The following is a 16,768-nucleotide window of genomic DNA, read 5'->3' on the forward strand; positions in this document are numbered from 1 at the left end:
TTATTCAGGCAGCTCGACCAGGCCGTCGGCGTCGGTCATCGCGCGTTCCAGCAGATCCGCCGGCAAGCTTTTGCTGGCTCGTGCGCCGAGCAACTTGAGCTGCTCGCTGCGGCTGACCAGGTTGCCGCGCCCTTCCGTCAGCTTGTTGCGCGCCGCGCTGTAGGCCTTGTCCAGTTGCTGCAAGCGATTGCCGACGTCGTCCAGATCCTGAATGAACAACACGAACTTGTCGTACAGCCAGCCGGCGCGCTCGGCGATTTCCCGGGCATTCTGGCTCTGGCGTTCCTGCTTCCACAGACTGTCGATGACCCGCAGCGTTGCCAGCAATGTGGTCGGGCTGACGATCACGATGTTGCGGTCGAAGGCTTCCTGAAACAGCGCCGGCTCAGCCTGCAATGCAGCGGAAAACGCCGCCTCGATGGGCACGAACAGCAAGACGAAATCGAGGCTGTGCAAGCCTTCCAGACGTTTGTAATCCTTGCCGGCCAGGCCTTTGACGTGGCTGCGCAAGGACAGCACGTGTTGCTTCATGGCGATCTGGCCGATGGCATCGTCGTCCGCCGCCACGTATTGCTGATAGGCGGTGAGGCTGACCTTGGAGTCGACCACCACCTGCTTGTCGCCCGGCAGGTAAATGATCACGTCCGGCTGGAAACGCTCGCCATCCGGCCCCTTGAGATTGACCTGGGTCTGGTACTCGCGCCCCTTCTCCAGCCCGGCATGCTCAAGCACGCGCTCGAGAATCAGCTCGCCCCAGTTGCCCTGGGTTTTCTGGCCCTTCAGAGCGCGGGTCAGGTTGGTCGCTTCATCGCTCAGGCGCAGGTTCAGTTGTTGCAAGCGTTCCAGTTCCTTGGCCAGCGAAAAACGCTCGCGGGCTTCGGCCTGGTAGCTTTCCTCGACGCGTTTTTCGAACGACTGGATGCGCTCCTTCAACGGGTCGAGCAATTGGCCGAGGCGTTGCTGGCTGGTTTCGGCGAAACGTTGTTCACGTTCATCGAAGATCTTGCCAGCCAGTTCGGCGAACTGCGCGCGCAGCTCGTCACGGGAACCTTGCAGGTCATCCAGGCGTTGTTGATGGCTTTCCTGTTGCTCGCGCAACTCGGCATTCAGCGAAGCGGCCTGGGCGTCCAGGCGCCGCAATTCAGCTTCCTTGTTGGCGCGTTCGAGGTTCCAGGCGTGGGCGGCGTCACGGGCGTCATCGCGCTCGATCTGCAGCAGCTCGACTTCCCGGCGCACGGCGGCGAGATCCGCCTGCTTGGCGGCATTGGCCTGGCCGAGGTCGACAATTTCATCGCGACAGGCTTCAAGTTGAGCAGTGAGGCCATCCTGGGCCATCTGCGCCATGGCCAGCCGCTCTTCGAGCAACGCGACTTCAGACTGTTTCTGACTGGCCCGACGTTGCAGTTGCCAGGCCAGTGCCAGCAGCGGCACCGCCGCACCTGCCAGCCCCAGCAGGATGCTGGTCAAGTCCATCGCCATATTGATTCCCGCCAATCCGATAAAGCCTGAAGGTTAACCAAGGCGTCCGGTCTTGGACAGCTCAGTCTTCGATCAGGCCGAGTTCCTGTTGCGCGCGTCGGTCACCGGCACGGGCGGCCTGGCGCAGCAGGTCCTGGCCGATACGACGATCCCGCGCGTTGCCGCACTCACGGCACATCAACTGACCGAGGCGGCTTTGCGCCACGACCACGCCTTCCCGGGCCGGTTGCTTGAGCAGGCGGCCGGCGAGGTGCTTGGCGTTCTGGCTGTCGCCCAGGCGCGGGCTGTCCAGCAGCCATTCGGCCACGCGCACGGAAAATCGCTTGGGAGCGGTAACACGAGGGGGTTGGGAGGTAACAGAGTCTGTAGCTGAACGAAACTTCATAAAGCACTGTGGGGCAGATCGGAAGGCGCGCCACTCTACTCTTTTTTTCGCACAGGTAAAGTCGAAAAAAACCCGGCACGCCCGTGCTAGAGCAAGCGCTCGGGACAATCCACAGAAGCTGTGGATAACTCAGTGGACAACCGCCCCTGACTCGTCGCAAAGCCTTATGGAATGGGGCTCTCAGTCAAACTGACGATTTTTTCACCAGTAAAAAAAAGCGATGTTTTTCATTGACTTAAACTTTCGTTACAGGCAGCCACCGGGGTCAGGATCGTTATGACAGCGCCGTTACGGTCTGCGCAACTAATGTGCACAAGTACCTGTTACGCGGTTATATCGATGCGCCTTTTCGGGTCGTTTTGGCATTCGGCCTGGGGATAGGCCTCTGCGTCGAGCTTCCGCGCCGGCCAGGTTGTGGCGACCGACGGTCATGATTTGAACCGGATCGGGGCAAGTTTCAAGGCCTGGGCGATATCTCGGGATTTTTTTGTTCAGCGGGTTTGCCTTCTTTGGAGCGTTCCGTTAGTATCTGCGGCGTTAGTACCAAGCTGAAAGTCAATTCCGGTCGAATACACCCCCACGGTCAAGTTTCTCTCACAGAAGCCTTCACCGAAAAAAGCGGGATCGACCCCTCGATGGTTTCCAGGTAAATCTTGCGACGACACGGCCTTTGAAATGAATGCAAAGGGTGTTGCGAAGACCATTTACTCTGACCTAACCAACCTGCAAATTGATCAGGATCTTCACCAAGGGCCCAGAACCTCTGCCCTTGATGTGCTGCCTGTCCTCCTAAGTACCTACCTGCCAGCCCAAGCGCGCCAACTTTTATAGCGCTCGAACTGGCTGCCTTGTTCCAGTCGGGTTCTTCGTTCGACCAATGGTGGTTGACGTTACTGGAACGTTTTAACGTTGCACGGTTCTTATCCGTGTCATTTGTAGGAACACCTAATAACTATGTCGACTCAAATCCAGACTCAGGATGCCATTCGCACCCTAACCAACGCTTTTGCCCCAATGAACTGCCTGATCATGGCCGCTCGCAAAGGCTGCTTCAGCTTCACCGTGGTCAATGAACACGGGATCGCCCGTCACAGCGAGCGTCTGTACCCCGATCAATACTCCAGCGCCGAACCGCTGCAGGCCGTGATTGATCGCACCCGTCAGGCATTGATCGCCTGAGAGGCCGAAATGGCTGCAAAAGCAAAAGCCCCGCTGAAAATGCGGGGCTTTTTATTGCCCGATATTTCACCCTTCCCCTTTTTGCTTAAGCACCAACCGATATAACGGTTATAACGCCTCGCCGGAAATATTTTAAAAACAGGCCTTTACGTCGCGAATATGACACTACACTTCAACTCAAGCGGCGTGATCCGCTTCCGGCGAGCCTGAGTCGATCCACAGCTGCCAAGCTCCCCTTCAGGTCTCGCCGCCCGATAACAAGATCCGAGGGTTTTATGGGTATCGCTGCCAGCGAACTGTGCCGCTACGTGATCCGTCCTACGCTGATCTACCTGGGACGCCACTGCGCAACTGCCGAATCCCTGTTGCTGGGCATTGCCGCCAGCCAGTCCGCCCTCGGTTCAGCCCTGCATGACCGCCGTGGCCACGGCCTGTACCGGATAGCCGAGCATCGTCACCAGGCCCTCTGGGATCATTACCTGGCGCTCGACCCGGAACGCGCCAGCCTGGTTCGCGGCCTCGCCAGCCAACATGCTTTCCTCAGCGGCCCGCACCTCGAACTGACCGTCAATCTGCGCTACGCCACGGCCATTGCATGGCTGCTGGTGGAAGAACAAAACCCTACCCTCCCCGAGCCGGACGACCTGCTGAGCATGGCGCGCATCTGGCGTCAGACCTTCCAGCCTCAAGGTCGTCTGCGCGACTTCACGTGCGCCTGGCAAACCTGTGTTTCACCGTTGAATCAGGTTGCTTGCTGACCCAGCGGTTTCGCAACATCGCCCAACACGCGGCGAATTTGGTCGGATTGTCCTACAAAACCGCTCTAACTCAAGGCATACGGACTATAGCGCCGGGACGAAAATGTTGGTAATTTTCGCCCCGGTGATCACCAGGAGTTCTAATAATGAAAAAAGTCATGCTCAAAACCACCCTTAGCCTTGCCGTAACCGTGGCATCCACCCAGATCTTCGCGGCTGGCTTTGCCATCAACGAACACAGCATCAGCGGGATGGGGACTGGGTACGCCGGGCGATCTTCTTCTGCCGACGACGCAAGCACTGTTTACGGCAACCCTGCCGGCATGTCGCGCATCACGCGCGAACAAGTCACCGGTGGCGTTGCATTCCTCGATGCAAAAACCGATATCAGCGACGCCAGCTCCAGCCCGAACGGCGGCAGCAACAAAGGCGACATGGTGCCCTTCACCTCCGTACCTATGGGCTACTACGTCAAGCCGATCGACGAGCATTGGGCATTCGGTCTGGGTGTGTACGTACCCTTCGGCCTGATCACCGACTATGAAAACGGCTTCGCCGGCCGTTACTTCGGCAGCAAGTCCGAAGTCAAGATCATCACCTTCCAGCCAACCGTCAGCTACAAGTTCAACGACGTCGTGTCGATCGGTTTCGGTCCGACCATCAACCGTATCGACGGCTCGCTGGAATCCAACCTGTCGATCACTCAGGCTGCGCCGGACGGCAAGGTCAAGATCAAGGGTGACGACACCGCACTGGGCTACAACATCGGGGTGCTGGTTCAGGCTACCGACAGCACTCGCCTGGGTCTGACCTACCACTCGAAAGTCGACTACAAGCTCGAAGGCAACACCAAGGTCAACTACGGTGTGCTGGGTGCAATCGGTCTGGGTGCGAACCAGAAATACGACGCTTCGCTGAAGATCACCACGCCTGAATCCGTGGACCTCTCGGTCACCCAGGCGATCAACGATCGCTGGAACGTCTACGCCGGTACCACCTGGACCCGTTGGAGCCAGCTGGAAAAAATCACCGTCAAGAACTCCGGCGTTCAACCGCTGCTGGCTGGCCAGTTCGGCGAGATCACCGAAGAACAGAACTGGCATGACACCTGGGCTTACGCCATCGGTACGTCCTACCAGTTGAACAAGGAATGGGTACTGCGTACCGGTCTGACGTTCGACCAGTCGCCGACCAACAACGTCGACCGTTCGCCACGCATCCCGACCGGCGACCGGACCATCTTCAGTATCGGTGCCGGCTGGAGCCCGACCGAAGACCTGACCATCGACGTTGCCTACTCGTACCTGAAGGAAGAGAAGGTCAACATTCGCAACACAAACGATCGTGGCCAGAGCTACAACTCGCAGTATGAAAACTCGGCAAACGGCTTCGGTGTCGGCGCAACCTACCGCTTCTGATGCTGCACGGCGAGGCTAACCCCTCGCCATAAAAAGCCCCGCTCTCTTCACAGAGGCGGGGCTTTTTGATGGGTGTCGATCAGGGTTTCAGCGGCTGGGAGGCAATGGCTTTCTCGATGGCCGCCAGAAATTCCGGATCATCAGGTTTGGTCAGGCTGGAGAAGTTGGCAATTACCTTGCCCTGGCGGTCGACGACGTATTTGTAGAAATTCCACTTCGGGGCACTGCTCTGCCTGGCCAGCACCTGGAACAAGTGAGTCGCATCGTCGCCCCGGACCTTCTGCGGTTCGGTCATGGTGAACGTTACGCCGTAGTTGGCGTAGCAGACCTTGGCGGTCTCGGCGCTGTCCTTGGACTCCTGCTTGAAGTCATTGGACGGTACGCCGAGCATTTCCAGGCCCTGGGCCTTGTAGCGCTGATTGAGCGCCTCCAGCCCCTCGAACTGCGGCGCGAAACCACAGAAGCTGGCAGTGTTGATCACCACCAGCGGTTTGTCGGCGTAGCGCTGACACAGGTCGATGGATTCCTTGGCCCGCAACTTGGGCAACGAACCTTGCAAGAGATCGGGACAATCCGCGGCCTGGGCCAGTCCAGTCAACGCCATCAGCAACGCGGGAACAGCACACCAGCGCTTGAGCATGTCGGGCATCCTTGAGCAATCGTCAGACCTCGACGTTACTCGCCCTCCCGCCGATCTAGCAAGCACCCATGCCCAACTGCATCAGCGCCAGCCCGCCCTGATGCCAGCCCCACCACACCAGCGCCAGCAATGCGGCGCCGAGTGCGGTGACGACGATCTGCGGCCAGAAACGGCTCATGCGGCGCTCGCACGCGGTTGCAAACGCTCGACCGGACGCTCGCGCACCGGCCAGTTCAGCGCTGCCGCCAACAGGCTCAAGAGAATCGCCACTTGCCAGATCAAGTCATAACTCCCGGTCCGGTCATACACCACCCCGCCCAGCCAGCCGCCGAGGAACGAACCCAACTGATGGAACAGGAACACGATCCCACCGAGCATGGACAGGTTTCGCACGCCGAACAAGGTCGCCACCGTACCGTTGGTCAATGGCACCGTGGACAGCCAAAGAAAGCCCATGGCCATGCCGAACAGATAGGCCGAGGTCGTCGTCACCGGCAACCACAGAAACAGCACGATCACCACGGCGCGCAGCAGATAGAGCCCGGTCAGCAGACGCGGTTTGGACATCCGCCCACCGAGCCAACCGGCGGTGTACGTGCCGAAAATGTTAAACAGGCCGATCAACGCCAGCACGGTGGTGCCGACGGTGGCCGGCAGATGCTGATCGACCAGATACGCCGGCAGGTGCACGCCGATGAACACCACCTGAAATCCGCAGACGAAAAAACCGAATGCCAGCAACCAGAAACCGGAGTGCGAGCAGGCTTCGCGCAGGGCTTCGGACAGGGTTTGTTCATGGCCGAGTACCGGCAGCGGCTTGTCCTTGAGCATGCTCACCAGCGGTACGATCAGCGCCACCAGCAGCCCCAGCACCAACAATGCCGCTGACCAGCCGAGCCAGCCAATCAGCCCGAGGGTGCCCGGCAACATGGCGAACTGGCCAAAGGAGCCGGCGGCGCTGGCAATGCCCATGCCCATACTGCGTTTCTCCGGCGGCACCGCGCGGCCGACCACGCCGAGAATGACCGAAAACGAGGTGCCGGACAGACCGATACCGATCAGCAGGCCAGCGCTCAGGGACAAGCCCAACGCGGTTTCCGACAGCCCCATGAACACCAGGCCCAAGGCGTAGAGCACCCCGCCGATCAGCACCACTTTCGCAGCGCCAAAGCGGTCGGCCAGCGCGCCGGTAAACGGTTGCGCCAGGCCCCAGATCAGGTTCTGCAAGGCGATGGCAAAGGCGAACACTTCACGGCCCCAGCCGAACTGGGCGCTCATCGGCGACAGGAACAGTCCGAAGCCGTGCCGCACGCCCAATGACAACGCCAGAATCAGCGCACTCCCCAGCAACACCCAACCGCACGTACGCCACATCGAACTCATTGTTATTCTCCAGTCGCGGGTATATACCCGCTTAAATTCGGAAAAAACCGGCCCTCAGGCCAGTTCATCCAATAGTCGCAGCAAGGTTTCTCGCTTCTCGGCACCCAGTCGGTCGATCAACCGCTGTTGCGCCGCTTCCCAGGCTGGCAGTGCCGCTGCCAGGCGTTGCGCACCGGTTTCGGTGAGCCGGACGATGCGGTTGCGCATGTCTTCGCCTTCAGCCAGCGCCACCAGCCCGTCGCCTTCCAGTACCCGCAGATTGCGCCCGAGGGTGCTGCGATCCAGACCCATCGCCTCGGCCAGTTCGGAAATGCTCGGTTGGTCCAGCCGCTGCAAATTGCACAGCAGAGAATACTGGGCAACGTTGATCCCGAAGCCGTCGAGAGCGCCGTCGTAATGCCTGCTGACGCCACGTGCGGCGCGTCGCAGGTTGGTGCACAAACACTGAGATGGAAGCATGATGCGTGTATATACCCGCGACTGTGTTAAATCAAGTTACAGATCAACGTTACTTATCAAAACAAGGCCAGCCCGACCAGCACTGACATCTCCAGCAATTCCAGCAACGCGCCGGCCGTATCACCGGTGGTTCCACCCAGTCGCCGCACCATCAAATGCCGCAGCCAGATGAACACGATGACCGCCAGCAGCAACGCCACGACAGCATTGAACCCGGCAATCAGCAAACACGCCGCCGCACTCACCGCCAGCACCTGCCAACCCGTCTTGCGTGGCAGATGATCGGCCAGCGCCTGCCCCAACCCGCCGGCCCGCACATAGGTCGTGGTGAGAAACAGTCCGAGCAACGCCGCCCGGCCGATCAGCGGCACGATGATCAACGCTATCCCCTGCTGCTGCTCGATCAACGCCAGCAACGCGGCAAACTTGAGCAACAAGACGAGCACCAGCGTCACCACCGCGATCGGCCCGCTACGCGGATCCTTCATGATCGTCAGCGTACGCTCGCGATCACCGAACCCGCCGAGCCACGCATCGGCGCTATCCGCCAAGCCATCAAGGTGCAACGCCCCGCTGAGCAGCACCCACACCGTCAGCAACAGCGCCGCGTGCAACAGCAATGGCGCGCCCGCCAACGCAATGTTCAGTGCCCAGAGAATCACACCGAACAGCAAGCCCACCAGCGGATAAAACAACAGCGACCGGCCAAGCTGTTCAGGCGCCGGCATGCCTGGCAGACGAATCGGCAGACTGCTGAGAAATTGCAGGGCGATCCACAGAGGCAACATGTCAGAGCACTTCCCTGAGCGAGCCGTCGGCCTCGACGATCAGCGAGAACAACGCGCCGTGAGCGACTTCGACATTGAGCAGTTGTTCGCGAGGCAAACCACGGGCCCGCGCCAGCAACAGACGCATGACGCCGCCATGACTGACCAGCAACACCCGCTCACCGGCGTGCGCCGCGTGCAGGCGCATCACCGCCGCCAGCACCCGCGCAGAGAAATCGTTGACCGGCTCACCCTGCGGCGGAGTAAACCCATACGGATCGGCCCAGAACAGACCCAGCGCTTCAGCATCAGTCTCCATCAACGCCGCCGCGCTCTGCCCTTCCCAGGCACCGAAATGCAGTTCTTGCAGATTCTTGTCCAGAGATACCGGCAAATCCCGCTGCGCGCTCAACTCTTCAGCAAACCGCGCGCAACGCTGCAACGGCGAACTGACCAACCGATCCCACGGCCCCTGCCCGCTCACCGCCTCACGCATCTGCGCCCAGCCTTTTTCGGTCAACGCATCGTCGAGGCTGCCGCGCAGGCCGCCGCCGAGTTCGGTTTCACCGTGGCGCAACAGATCCAGACGCAAGGTCATGCCGGGCGGTCCGCCACCGCAGCTTCGGCGAAGGTCGCCATCTGCCCGTGCAGGTCGCAGGCCAGACGCAGCAACGGCACCGCCAGCGCCGCACCGCTGCCCTCGCCCAGACGCAGACCCAGTTCCAAAAGCGGCTCAGCGCCAAGGGTCTCCAGCACATGACGATGGCCCGGTTCGGCACCGCGATGACCGAACAGCAGCCATTCACGACAGGCTGGATTCAGACGCACCGCCACCAGCGCGGCGACCGTACAGATGAACCCGTCCACCAGCACCGCCACGCCTTCCTGCGCACAGGCCAGATACGCGCCGACCAAAGCCGCAATTTCGAAGCCGCCGAGATTGAACAGAGTCTGCAGTGCATCACCGCGTTGTGCCGCATGCAGCGCCAGCGCGCGCTCGATCACCTGCGCCTTGTGGCTGACGCCTTCGGCATTCAGCCCGGTGCCGGGGCCGGTCAGGTGTGCCACCGGGCAGTCGAGCAAAGCACACGCCAGCGCACTGGCGGCGGTGGTGTTGCCGATGCCCATTTCACCGCCGATGAACAATTGCGCGCCTGCCGCTTTCGCCCGCAGCACACTGTCGCGACCGCCCTGCAAGGCGAGTTCGCCCTGGGCCTGAGTCATCGCCGCGCCCTTGGCGAAATTCGCCGTGCCCAAGCCGATGTTCAAATGGCGCACACCCGGCAGGCTCAGCGACGGTGTCACGGTGCCCAGATCCACCACTTCCAGCTGCGCGCCAAGTTGTCGCGCCAGCACGCTGATCGCCGCACCGCCGCTGACGAAGTTCAACAGCATCTGCCCGGTGACTTCCTGCGGAAACGCGGATACCCCTTCGGCGACAACGCCGTGATCGCCGGCAAAAATCGCAATCCAGACGTGATCGAGTGTCGGTTTGACCTGCCCCTGCAATCCGGCCAGTTGCACCGCCACCGATTCGAGCTGCCCGAGAGAGCCGGCAGGTTTGGTCAATTGCTGCTGACGCGCCGCCGCGTTTTCAACGGCGTCCGTATCCACCGGTTTGCACGGGTTCAGCCACCAGGCTTGGGTCATAACGCAGGTCCTTTCAGAGTCAGGGGCAGGCCGGCGACCGTCAGGACGACTCGCTGACAACGCTCGGCCAGAGCTTGATGCAGCCAACCGGCTTCATCGACGTAGCGGCGAGTCAATTCGCCCAGCGGCACGACACCCATTCCGGTCTCGTTGCTGACAAAAATGATTTCACCCGGCAGCGACGCCAGGCATTCGAGCAGGGCCTCGCGTTCGGCGGCGAGTCGTTCGGCGTCGTCGAGCATCAGCAGATTGGTCAGCCACAGGGTCAGGCAATCCACCAGCAGGCAACGCGCGGGGCTGGCGTTTTCGCGCAGCACACGGGCCAGCTCCAGCGGCTCCTCAATCAGCGCCCATTCGGCGGGACGACGGGCCCGGTGATGAGCGACGCGTTCATTCATCTCGCCATCCAGCGGCTGACTGGTGGCGATGTACGTCACAGGCAGGGCGCTGTCAGCGGCGAGTTTTTCGGCCAAACGACTTTTGCCGGAGCGTGCGCCGCCGAGGATCAACTGGAGCATGGAGGCATCCTGAAAAAAATTCGTTGAGACAACTGGCCTCTTCGCGGGCAAGTCCGCTCCCACAATGGATTTGGGCCAAGCATGGCACTTGAGTACACCTCAGCAACCTGTGGGAGCGGGCTTGCCCGCGAAGACGCCATCACATCCAGCCTGGATGCCACAGAGTTCACACAACAGATCGGTATCGAGATGCTTCTCCACAAGGTCCGCCAAGCGCTCGATATCGCGTTCGCGCAGGCCGTGGTAATCCACCTCCTGCACATCGTTCAGACCGGCCCAGCGCAACAGCGCGGTACTGGCTGCGGGAGATTCGAACAGACCGTGCAGGTAAGTGCCGAAAATCTGCCCGTCGAGACTTTGCGCGCCGTCGCAACGGCCGTCGTCCAGATGCACAGCGGCGTTTTCCAGCGCCGCTCCCGTGGTCACGCCGGCATGAATTTCATAACCGCTGACCTCGGCATCTTCCAGCGCCAGACGCCCGCGCACATTGCGCAACTGCTTCTCGGCTTCGAGCTGTGTTTCAAATGCCAGCAGTCCCAGACCGGCGCTGGAACCCAGTGCGCCTTCCAGGCCCAGCGGATCGTGCACCTGCTCGCCGAGCATTTGCAGACCGCCGCAGATCCCCAGCAGCTTGCCGCCGTAACGCAGGTGACGGCGGATAGCCGATTCCCAGCCATTGGCGCGCAGGTACGCCAGGTCACTGCGCACGCTTTTCGAGCCTGGGAGAATGATCAGATCGGCCGGAGGAATCGTTTGTCCGGGCCCTATGAACTGCAGATCAACCTGCGGATGCAGACGCAGCGGATCGAAATCGGTGTGGTTGCTGATGCGCGGCAGCACCGGCACCACCACTTTCAGGACTTGCTCAGCCTTGTCGGTCTGGCGCTGGTCGATGCCGTCCTCGGCCTCGAGATGCAGGTCCATCACGTATGGCAGCACGCCCACCACCGGTTTGCCGGTGCGCTGTTCCAGCCAGTCGAGGCCCGGTTGCAACAAAGCGATGTCGCCACGAAAACGGTTGATGATGAAGCCTTTGACCCGTGCCTGTTCGCTCGGCGACAGCAATTCCAGCGTGCCCACCAGATGGGCAAACACCCCGCCACGATTGATGTCGGCGATCAGCAGCACCGGACAATCCACCGCTTCGGCGAAGCCCATGTTGGCGATGTCGCCGGCGCGCAAATTGATCTCGGCCGGCGAACCCGCGCCTTCGACCATCACCAGCGGATAGGCGGCACTCAAACGTTCGTGGGAAGCGAGCACGGCCTGCATGGCGATCGCTTTGTAGTCGTGATAAGCGACGGCGTTCATGCTGGTGACCGCGCGACCGTGGATGATCACCTGGGCGCCAGTGTCGCTGTTGGGCTTGAGCAGCACCGGGTTCATGTCGGTGTGCGGCTCGAGATACGCCGCCTGGGCCTGCACCGCTTGCGCGCGGCCGATTTCGCCGCCGTCGGCCGTCACCGCGCTGTTGAGCGCCATGTTCTGCGGCTTGAACGGCACCACGGCAACGCCCTGACGGGTTGCCCAGCGACACAGCGCTGTCACCAGCGTACTTTTGCCGGCGTCGGAGGTGGTGCCCTGCACCATTAGTGTGGTCATGCTGGTTTTTCCATGGAGCAATGCTTGGCGAATGCTTGCAGGGCTTGCTCAAGGCGCGCTTCGTCGGCGGCATCGGCAGGCAGCCCGAATCGCAGACTGCTGTTGTGCGCGAACAGACGCAGAAGAATGCCGCGACGTGCCATGAATTCGTGCAGCGCGGCGGCCTGTTCAGTGATCAGCCACTGAAACAGTGCGCAGCCGCCCTGCGGTTTGAAGCCGTGACGCTCAAGCAGCGCAGCCAATCGTTCGCTGGCCTCGTCGCTGCGGATGCGCTGACGCGTGTGGCCTTCGGTGTCGCGCAGACAGGCCTGACCCAGCACCCGGGTCGGCCCGCTGACGGCCCATGGCCCGACCTGTTCTGCCAACAACCGGAGCAACTTGCGCTCGGCCAGCACGAACCCCAGCCGCACACCGGCCAGACCGAAAAACTTGCCGAACGAGCGCAGCACGATCAACCCCACTTGATGCGCATGCGGGGCAAGGCTCAACTGCGGCGTGTTGTCCATGAACGCTTCGTCGACCACCAGCCAGCCGCCGCGCTGGGCCAGCCGTGCGTGCCAGTCGAGCAGGCGCGCCGGGGTCAGGTTCAGGCCTGTTGGATTGTTCGGATTGACCACCACCAGCACGTCGAGGCTGTCGAGAAAGAAGTCGACTTCCTGCTCCAGCACTTCACGCACGACATAACCACTGCGCCGCCAGGCTTCGGCATGCTCGGCGTAACACGGCGACAGCACGCCGACCTTGCCGGCCCGGCGCAATCGCGGCAGCAACTGGATAGCCATCTGCGAACCGGCCACCGGCAGCACCTGGCTGGCACCGTAGTAATCGCAGGCGGCCTGCTCCAGACCGTCATCGTTTTCCGGCAAACGCGCCCAGGCCCGCAGCGGTATCTCCGGGACCGGAAACGGCCACGGCGCCAGGCCCGTAGACAGGTCGAGCCAGTCTTCTTCCGCGATGCCGTATTCGAGCGCTGCCCTGCGCAACCGGCCACCGTGCTCAAGCATAGAATTCAGCCCCCACGCAGAGAATCAGCAGCCATAACCATACCCCGCGCTGGACCAATTGCCAGCCGCGATCAATGGAATCGGCATCCGCCGGCGCGCCCTCGCCCAGTTGCGGACGCTCGTGCAGCTCGCCGTGGTAAATCGCCGGGCCACCCAGCTCGACGCCCAACGCACCTGCGCCGGCGGCCATCACCGGGCCGGCGTTCGGGCTGTCCCATTTCGGCGCCTGGGTGCGCCAGCATTTCAACGCGAGTCGAGTTTTGCCCAGCAGCGCGTAGGTCAACGCCACCAGCCGCGCAGGAATGTAGTTGAGGACGTCGTCGATCTTCGCCGCTGCCCAGCCGAAACGCTCGAAGCGTTCGTTGCGATAGCCCCACATCGCGTCGAGCGTATTGCTCAGACGATAGAGCACCACACCCGGCGCACCGGCCACGACAAACCAAAAAATCGCGGCGAATACCGCATCGCTGCCGTTCTCCAGCACCGACTCGGTGGCGGCGCGGGCGACGGCGGTACTGTCCAGCTCATTGGTCTGACGGCTGACCAGATAACCCACACGCTTGCGCGCCTCCTCCAGATCATCGGCGCGCAAGGCCTTGGCCACCGGCTCGACGTGCTCACCCAGGCTGCGCATGCCGAGGGCGCAATACAGCGCAAGAATCTCGACGACCCAGCCCACATACGGCGCCCAGGAAAACGCCGTGGCCAGCAGGGTCAGCGGCAACACCGCGATCACCCATGCGGTAACGCCATGGCTGCGCCAGCCGCGACCACCGCTGTTGAAACGTTGCTCGATGCGCCCGGCGAAATTGCCGAACGCCACCAGCGGATGCCAGCGTTTCGGTTCACCCAGCAGCGCGTCCAGCGCAACCGCGGCGACACTCAGCAACGCCACACTCATTGACTCACTCCCCAGAAATTTTCGTACAGCAGCTCATTCAGCGGACGCGCCTGCGCCCACCCTTCGAGTACCAGCATCGGCGCCGGATAGAATGCCTTGACCGGCCCCAGGCAAAGCACTGCCAGCGGCTTGGCCCCGGCCGGCAGTTGCAGCAGATCGGCCAGCGCCTGCGGCTCGAACAGCGACACCCAGCCCATGCCCAGGCCTTCGGCACGCGCGGCCAGCCACAGGTTCTGGATCGCGCAGGACAATGAGGCCATGTCCATTTCCGGCAGCGTGCGACGACCGAAAATATGTCGCTCGCGATCATCCATCAAAGCGGCGACCAGCACTTCGGCGCAGTCGTTGATGCCTTCGACCTTGAGCTTCATGAACTCGTCGCTGCGCTCGCCGAGGGCTTCGGCGGTGCGTACGCGTTCTTCTTCAACAAGGTTCTGGATCTGGCCACGCAGCACGCGGTCGCTGATTCGGATAAAGCGCCACGGCTGCATCAGGCCGACACTCGGCGCCTGATGTGCGGCTTCAAGCAATCGGCGAAGCAATTCAGGCTCGACCGTGCCGCCGCTGAAGTGGCGCATGTCGCGACGTTCGGCGATGGCGCGATAGACCGCTTCGCGCTCGGTTTCAGTGAATGCGTTGTCGGTCATGGCACCAACAGTGCGGCAATCGCCGACGGATTCGACGGGAAGTAAAAATGCACGTACGACGCAGTCATCCGCCCTTCCCGATACACCGCTTCAGCGCCGCGTCCGCCATTGGGGCTGTGGCCACGGGCGATGGGGGTCAGTTCGGTGGTGGTCAGGGAATGGTGATAGGTGTGGCCTCGCAACATGCCCTCTGGCAGTTCGACTGATTGCAGGGCCAGAGCCGCAAGGCGCTTCTGCATCACCGCATCACCACTGAGCAATCCGACCAGTTCGGCGCGGGTGCCTTCGACATCGGTCAGCGAGTCGAGCAGATACAACATGCCGCCACATTCGGCGAGCAGCGGTTTGCCGGCAGCGTGATGCGCGCGGATCGCATTGAGCATGTCGGCGTTCTGCGACAAGGCAACGTGGTGTAATTCCGGATAGCCGCCGGGCAGGTACAAACTGTCGGCGTCGGGCAATTGCGTATCGCGGATCGGCGAGAAGAAACTCAACTCGGCGCCCATCGCCCGCAACAGATCGAGACTGGCGCCGTAGGTGAAGGCGAAGGCTTCGTCGCGGGCGACAGCAATTCGCACGCCTTCGAGCAGCCTTTCGGTCTTGACGATTTCAGGCGCGGCGAACTCCACGGCCGGTGGCAGCGCTACCTCGCAAGTGCCGGCCAGCGCTTCGGCGGCGGCGTCGAGACGCACGTCGAGGTCATTGAGTTCGCTGGCCTGCACCAGACCGAGATGGCGGCTCGGCAGTTCGATCCCGGTTTCCCGGGACAACGCGCCGTACCAGCGCAGGCCTTCAGTCAGACTGCCTTCGAGCAACTGCGCATGGCGCACGGTGCCGACACGGTTGGCCAGCACGCCGGCGAACGGCAGGTCCGGCTGATAGCGCGCCAAACCCAGAGCCAAAGCGCCGAAGGTCTGGGCCATGGCCGTGCCATCAATCACGCCAAGTACCGGAACACCGAAATGCCGCGCCAGGTCGGCGCTCGACGGCGTACCGTCAAACAAACCCATCACACCTTCGATCAGAATCAGATCGGCTTCCGCGGCGGCTTCCCACAACAGACGTCGACTTTCCTGCTCGCCGACCATCCACATGTCCAATTGATAGACCGGCGCACCGCTGGCGCGCTCGAGGATCATCGGGTCGAGAAAGTCCGGGCCGCATTTGAACACGCGGACCTTGCGCCCCTGATTGCGATGCAGACGGGCCAGCGCGGCGGTGACGGTGGTCTTGCCCTGACCGGAAGCCGGTGCGGCGATCAGTACCGCCGGGCAGTGACGTGGTTGATTCAAAGTTCGACGCCTTTCTGCGCTTTGATGCCGGCCTGGAAGGCGTGCTTGATCATGCCCATTTCGGTGACGGTGTCGCCCATCTCGAGCATTTCCGGCTTGGCGGCGCGGCCGGTGACGATCACGTGCTGCATCGGCGGACGGGCCTGCAGATCGCTGAGCACCTGATCCAGATCGAGGTAACCGTGCTTGAGGGCGATGTTCAGTTCATCGAGCACCACCAGACCGATCGACGGATCACGCAGCAGTTCGCGGGAGACTTCCCAGGCTGCTTCGGCGGCGGCGATGTCACGTTGACGGTCCTGGGTTTCCCAGGTGAAGCCCTCGCCCATCACATGAAAACGTACCTGCTCGGGAAAGCGACGGAAGAACAGCTCTTCGCCGGTGCTGTTGCGGCCCTTGATGAACTGCACCACGCCGCACTGCATGCCGTGGCCCATTGCGCGGGCGAGCATGCCGAATGCCGAGCTGCTTTTGCCTTTGCCGTTGCCGGTGAGCACCAGCACCAGGCCGCATTCGTCTGGCGAATTGGCGATGCGCTCGTCGATCACGGCTTTTTTGCGCTGCATGCGCGCCAGGTGGCGCTCGTCGCGTTCGGGGGAATCAGTCATGGGGGAGCTCTCCGTTGAGGCTGGATAACGGCGGGCAGGCACAAGAATAGACGGCAACAAGCCTGGCATCGCCCACCG

19 protein-coding genes are annotated in these 16,768 nt (G+C 61.9%); 3 read left to right on the plus strand and 16 right to left on the minus strand.

Translation table 11 applies throughout. The features are described from left to right. Together rmuC and QLG12_RS17420 are read right to left on the minus strand one after the other, a co-directional pair. A complete protein-coding gene (gene rmuC, locus QLG12_RS17415) occupies positions 1-1,365 on the minus strand; it encodes a DNA recombination protein RmuC (protein WP_282475030.1) in 1,365 nt (454 codons plus the stop codon). 175 nt (positions 1,366-1,540) lie between these two features. Continuing rightward, positions 1,541-1,864 (minus strand): sel1 repeat family protein, encoded by a 324-nt coding sequence (locus tag QLG12_RS17420; RefSeq protein ID WP_197869582.1) that lies wholly within the window; start codon positions 1,862-1,864, stop codon positions 1,541-1,543. Positions 1,865-2,818: 954 nt separating this feature from the next. Between QLG12_RS17420 and QLG12_RS17425 the strand changes: the two genes are divergently transcribed. The 3 genes from QLG12_RS17425 (at position 2,819) to QLG12_RS17435 (ending at position 5,219) form a co-directional block, all read left to right on the plus strand. Continuing rightward, positions 2,819-3,043 carry a hypothetical protein gene (locus QLG12_RS17425; RefSeq protein ID WP_007950419.1) on the plus strand — a complete coding sequence of 75 codons (225 nt, stop codon included), beginning with the start codon at positions 2,819-2,821 and terminating at the stop codon, positions 3,041-3,043. Between the two features lie 275 nt (positions 3,044-3,318). After that, positions 3,319-3,801, plus strand: a complete 483-nt coding sequence (locus QLG12_RS17430; protein ID WP_197869583.1) for a hypothetical protein — start codon at positions 3,319-3,321, stop codon at positions 3,799-3,801. A 146-nt stretch (positions 3,802-3,947) separates the two neighbouring features. Then, positions 3,948-5,219 carry an outer membrane protein transport protein gene (locus QLG12_RS17435; protein ID WP_011333150.1) on the plus strand — a complete coding sequence of 424 codons (1,272 nt, stop codon included), beginning with the start codon at positions 3,948-3,950 and terminating at the stop codon, positions 5,217-5,219. A gap of 79 nt (positions 5,220-5,298) precedes the next feature. Here QLG12_RS17435 and QLG12_RS17440 read toward each other — a convergent pair whose 3' ends face one another. The 14 genes from QLG12_RS17440 to cobO form a co-directional block, all read right to left on the minus strand. Further along, positions 5,299-5,859: a glutathione peroxidase gene (locus QLG12_RS17440; RefSeq protein WP_064378681.1), complete on the minus strand. Its 561-nt coding sequence runs from the start codon at positions 5,857-5,859 to the stop codon at positions 5,299-5,301. 55 nt (positions 5,860-5,914) lie between these two features. Further along, positions 5,915-6,037 (minus strand): hypothetical protein, encoded by a 123-nt coding sequence (locus tag QLG12_RS17445; protein WP_269669306.1) that lies wholly within the window; start codon positions 6,035-6,037, stop codon positions 5,915-5,917. After that, positions 6,034-7,242: an MFS transporter gene (locus QLG12_RS17450; RefSeq protein ID WP_011333148.1), complete on the minus strand. Its 1,209-nt coding sequence runs from the start codon at positions 7,240-7,242 to the stop codon at positions 6,034-6,036. The genes QLG12_RS17445 and QLG12_RS17450 overlap by 4 nt, the downstream gene beginning before the upstream one ends. Positions 7,243-7,296: 54 nt before the next feature. Further along, on the minus strand, positions 7,297-7,701 hold the full coding sequence (locus tag QLG12_RS17455; protein ID WP_197869584.1) for a MarR family transcriptional regulator: 405 nt from the start codon (positions 7,699-7,701) through the stop codon (positions 7,297-7,299). Between the two features lie 56 nt (positions 7,702-7,757). Continuing rightward, a complete protein-coding gene (locus tag QLG12_RS17460; RefSeq protein WP_197869585.1) occupies positions 7,758-8,489 on the minus strand; it encodes an adenosylcobinamide-GDP ribazoletransferase in 732 nt (243 codons plus the stop codon). A gap of 1 nt (position 8,490) precedes the next feature. Then, a complete protein-coding gene (cobC, locus tag QLG12_RS17465) occupies positions 8,491-9,066 on the minus strand; it encodes an alpha-ribazole phosphatase family protein (RefSeq protein ID WP_197869586.1) in 576 nt (191 codons plus the stop codon). Continuing rightward, positions 9,063-10,118, minus strand: a complete 1,056-nt coding sequence (gene cobT / locus QLG12_RS17470) for a nicotinate-nucleotide--dimethylbenzimidazole phosphoribosyltransferase (RefSeq protein WP_282474980.1) — start codon at positions 10,116-10,118, stop codon at positions 9,063-9,065. The genes cobC and cobT overlap by 4 nt, the downstream gene beginning before the upstream one ends. Continuing rightward, positions 10,115-10,636: a bifunctional adenosylcobinamide kinase/adenosylcobinamide-phosphate guanylyltransferase gene (cobU, locus tag QLG12_RS17475; protein WP_197869588.1), complete on the minus strand. Its 522-nt coding sequence runs from the start codon at positions 10,634-10,636 to the stop codon at positions 10,115-10,117. The genes cobT and cobU overlap by 4 nt, the downstream gene beginning before the upstream one ends. A 99-nt stretch (positions 10,637-10,735) precedes the next feature. Continuing rightward, complete coding sequence (locus QLG12_RS17480; protein WP_282474981.1) at positions 10,736-12,238, minus strand: cobyric acid synthase; 1,503 nt, start codon at positions 12,236-12,238, stop codon at positions 10,736-10,738. After that, complete coding sequence (gene cobD, locus QLG12_RS17485; protein WP_085655473.1) at positions 12,235-13,242, minus strand: threonine-phosphate decarboxylase CobD; 1,008 nt, start codon at positions 13,240-13,242, stop codon at positions 12,235-12,237. Before cobD ends, QLG12_RS17480 begins: the two co-directional genes overlap by 4 nt. Continuing rightward, entirely contained in the window at positions 13,235-14,143 is a 909-nt protein-coding gene (cbiB, locus tag QLG12_RS17490) for an adenosylcobinamide-phosphate synthase CbiB (protein WP_197869590.1), read from the minus strand. The genes cobD and cbiB overlap by 8 nt, the downstream gene beginning before the upstream one ends. After that, entirely contained in the window at positions 14,140-14,790 is a 651-nt protein-coding gene (gene bluB / locus QLG12_RS17495) for a 5,6-dimethylbenzimidazole synthase (protein WP_282474982.1), read from the minus strand. Before bluB ends, cbiB begins: the two co-directional genes overlap by 4 nt. Continuing rightward, entirely contained in the window at positions 14,787-16,082 is a 1,296-nt protein-coding gene (locus QLG12_RS17500; protein WP_282474983.1) for a cobyrinate a,c-diamide synthase, read from the minus strand. The genes bluB and QLG12_RS17500 overlap by 4 nt, the downstream gene beginning before the upstream one ends. After that, on the minus strand, positions 16,079-16,690 hold the full coding sequence (gene cobO / locus QLG12_RS17505) for a cob(I)yrinic acid a,c-diamide adenosyltransferase (protein WP_064378669.1): 612 nt from the start codon (positions 16,688-16,690) through the stop codon (positions 16,079-16,081). The genes QLG12_RS17500 and cobO overlap by 4 nt, the downstream gene beginning before the upstream one ends. Positions 16,691-16,768: the final 78 nt, after the last annotated feature.

Source organism: Pseudomonas sp. V88_4 (assembly GCF_029967985.1).
Lineage (GTDB): Bacteria > Pseudomonadota > Gammaproteobacteria > Pseudomonadales > Pseudomonadaceae > Aquipseudomonas > Aquipseudomonas glycinae.

Coding starts and splice junctions, on each gene's coding strand:
- QLG12_RS17420 (WP_197869582.1), bottom strand. CDS start 1,864: ATGAAGTTTCGTTCAGCTACAGACTCTGTTACCTCCCAACCCCCTCGT.
- QLG12_RS17425 (WP_007950419.1), top strand. CDS start 2,819: ATGTCGACTCAAATCCAGACTCAGGATGCCATTCGCACCCTAACCAAC.
- QLG12_RS17430 (WP_197869583.1), top strand. CDS start 3,319: ATGGGTATCGCTGCCAGCGAACTGTGCCGCTACGTGATCCGTCCTACG.
- QLG12_RS17435 (WP_011333150.1), top strand. CDS start 3,948: ATGAAAAAAGTCATGCTCAAAACCACCCTTAGCCTTGCCGTAACCGTG.
- QLG12_RS17440 (WP_064378681.1), bottom strand. CDS start 5,859: ATGCTCAAGCGCTGGTGTGCTGTTCCCGCGTTGCTGATGGCGTTGACT.
- QLG12_RS17445 (WP_269669306.1), bottom strand. CDS start 6,037: ATGAGCCGTTTCTGGCCGCAGATCGTCGTCACCGCACTCGGCGCCGCA.
- QLG12_RS17450 (WP_011333148.1), bottom strand. CDS start 7,242: ATGAGTTCGATGTGGCGTACGTGCGGTTGGGTGTTGCTGGGGAGTGCG.
- QLG12_RS17455 (WP_197869584.1), bottom strand. CDS start 7,701: ATGCTTCCATCTCAGTGTTTGTGCACCAACCTGCGACGCGCCGCACGT.
- QLG12_RS17460 (WP_197869585.1), bottom strand. CDS start 8,489: ATGTTGCCTCTGTGGATCGCCCTGCAATTTCTCAGCAGTCTGCCGATT.
- cobC (WP_197869586.1), bottom strand. CDS start 9,066: ATGACCTTGCGTCTGGATCTGTTGCGCCACGGTGAAACCGAACTCGGC.
- cobT (WP_282474980.1), bottom strand. CDS start 10,118: ATGACCCAAGCCTGGTGGCTGAACCCGTGCAAACCGGTGGATACGGAC.
- cobU (WP_197869588.1), bottom strand. CDS start 10,636: ATGCTCCAGTTGATCCTCGGCGGCGCACGCTCCGGCAAAAGTCGTTTG.
- QLG12_RS17480 (WP_282474981.1), bottom strand. CDS start 12,238: ATGACCACACTAATGGTGCAGGGCACCACCTCCGACGCCGGCAAAAGT.
- cobD (WP_085655473.1), bottom strand. CDS start 13,242: ATGCTTGAGCACGGTGGCCGGTTGCGCAGGGCAGCGCTCGAATACGGC.
- cbiB (WP_197869590.1), bottom strand. CDS start 14,143: ATGAGTGTGGCGTTGCTGAGTGTCGCCGCGGTTGCGCTGGACGCGCTG.
- bluB (WP_282474982.1), bottom strand. CDS start 14,790: ATGACCGACAACGCATTCACTGAAACCGAGCGCGAAGCGGTCTATCGC.
- cobO (WP_064378669.1), bottom strand. CDS start 16,690: ATGACTGATTCCCCCGAACGCGACGAGCGCCACCTGGCGCGCATGCAG.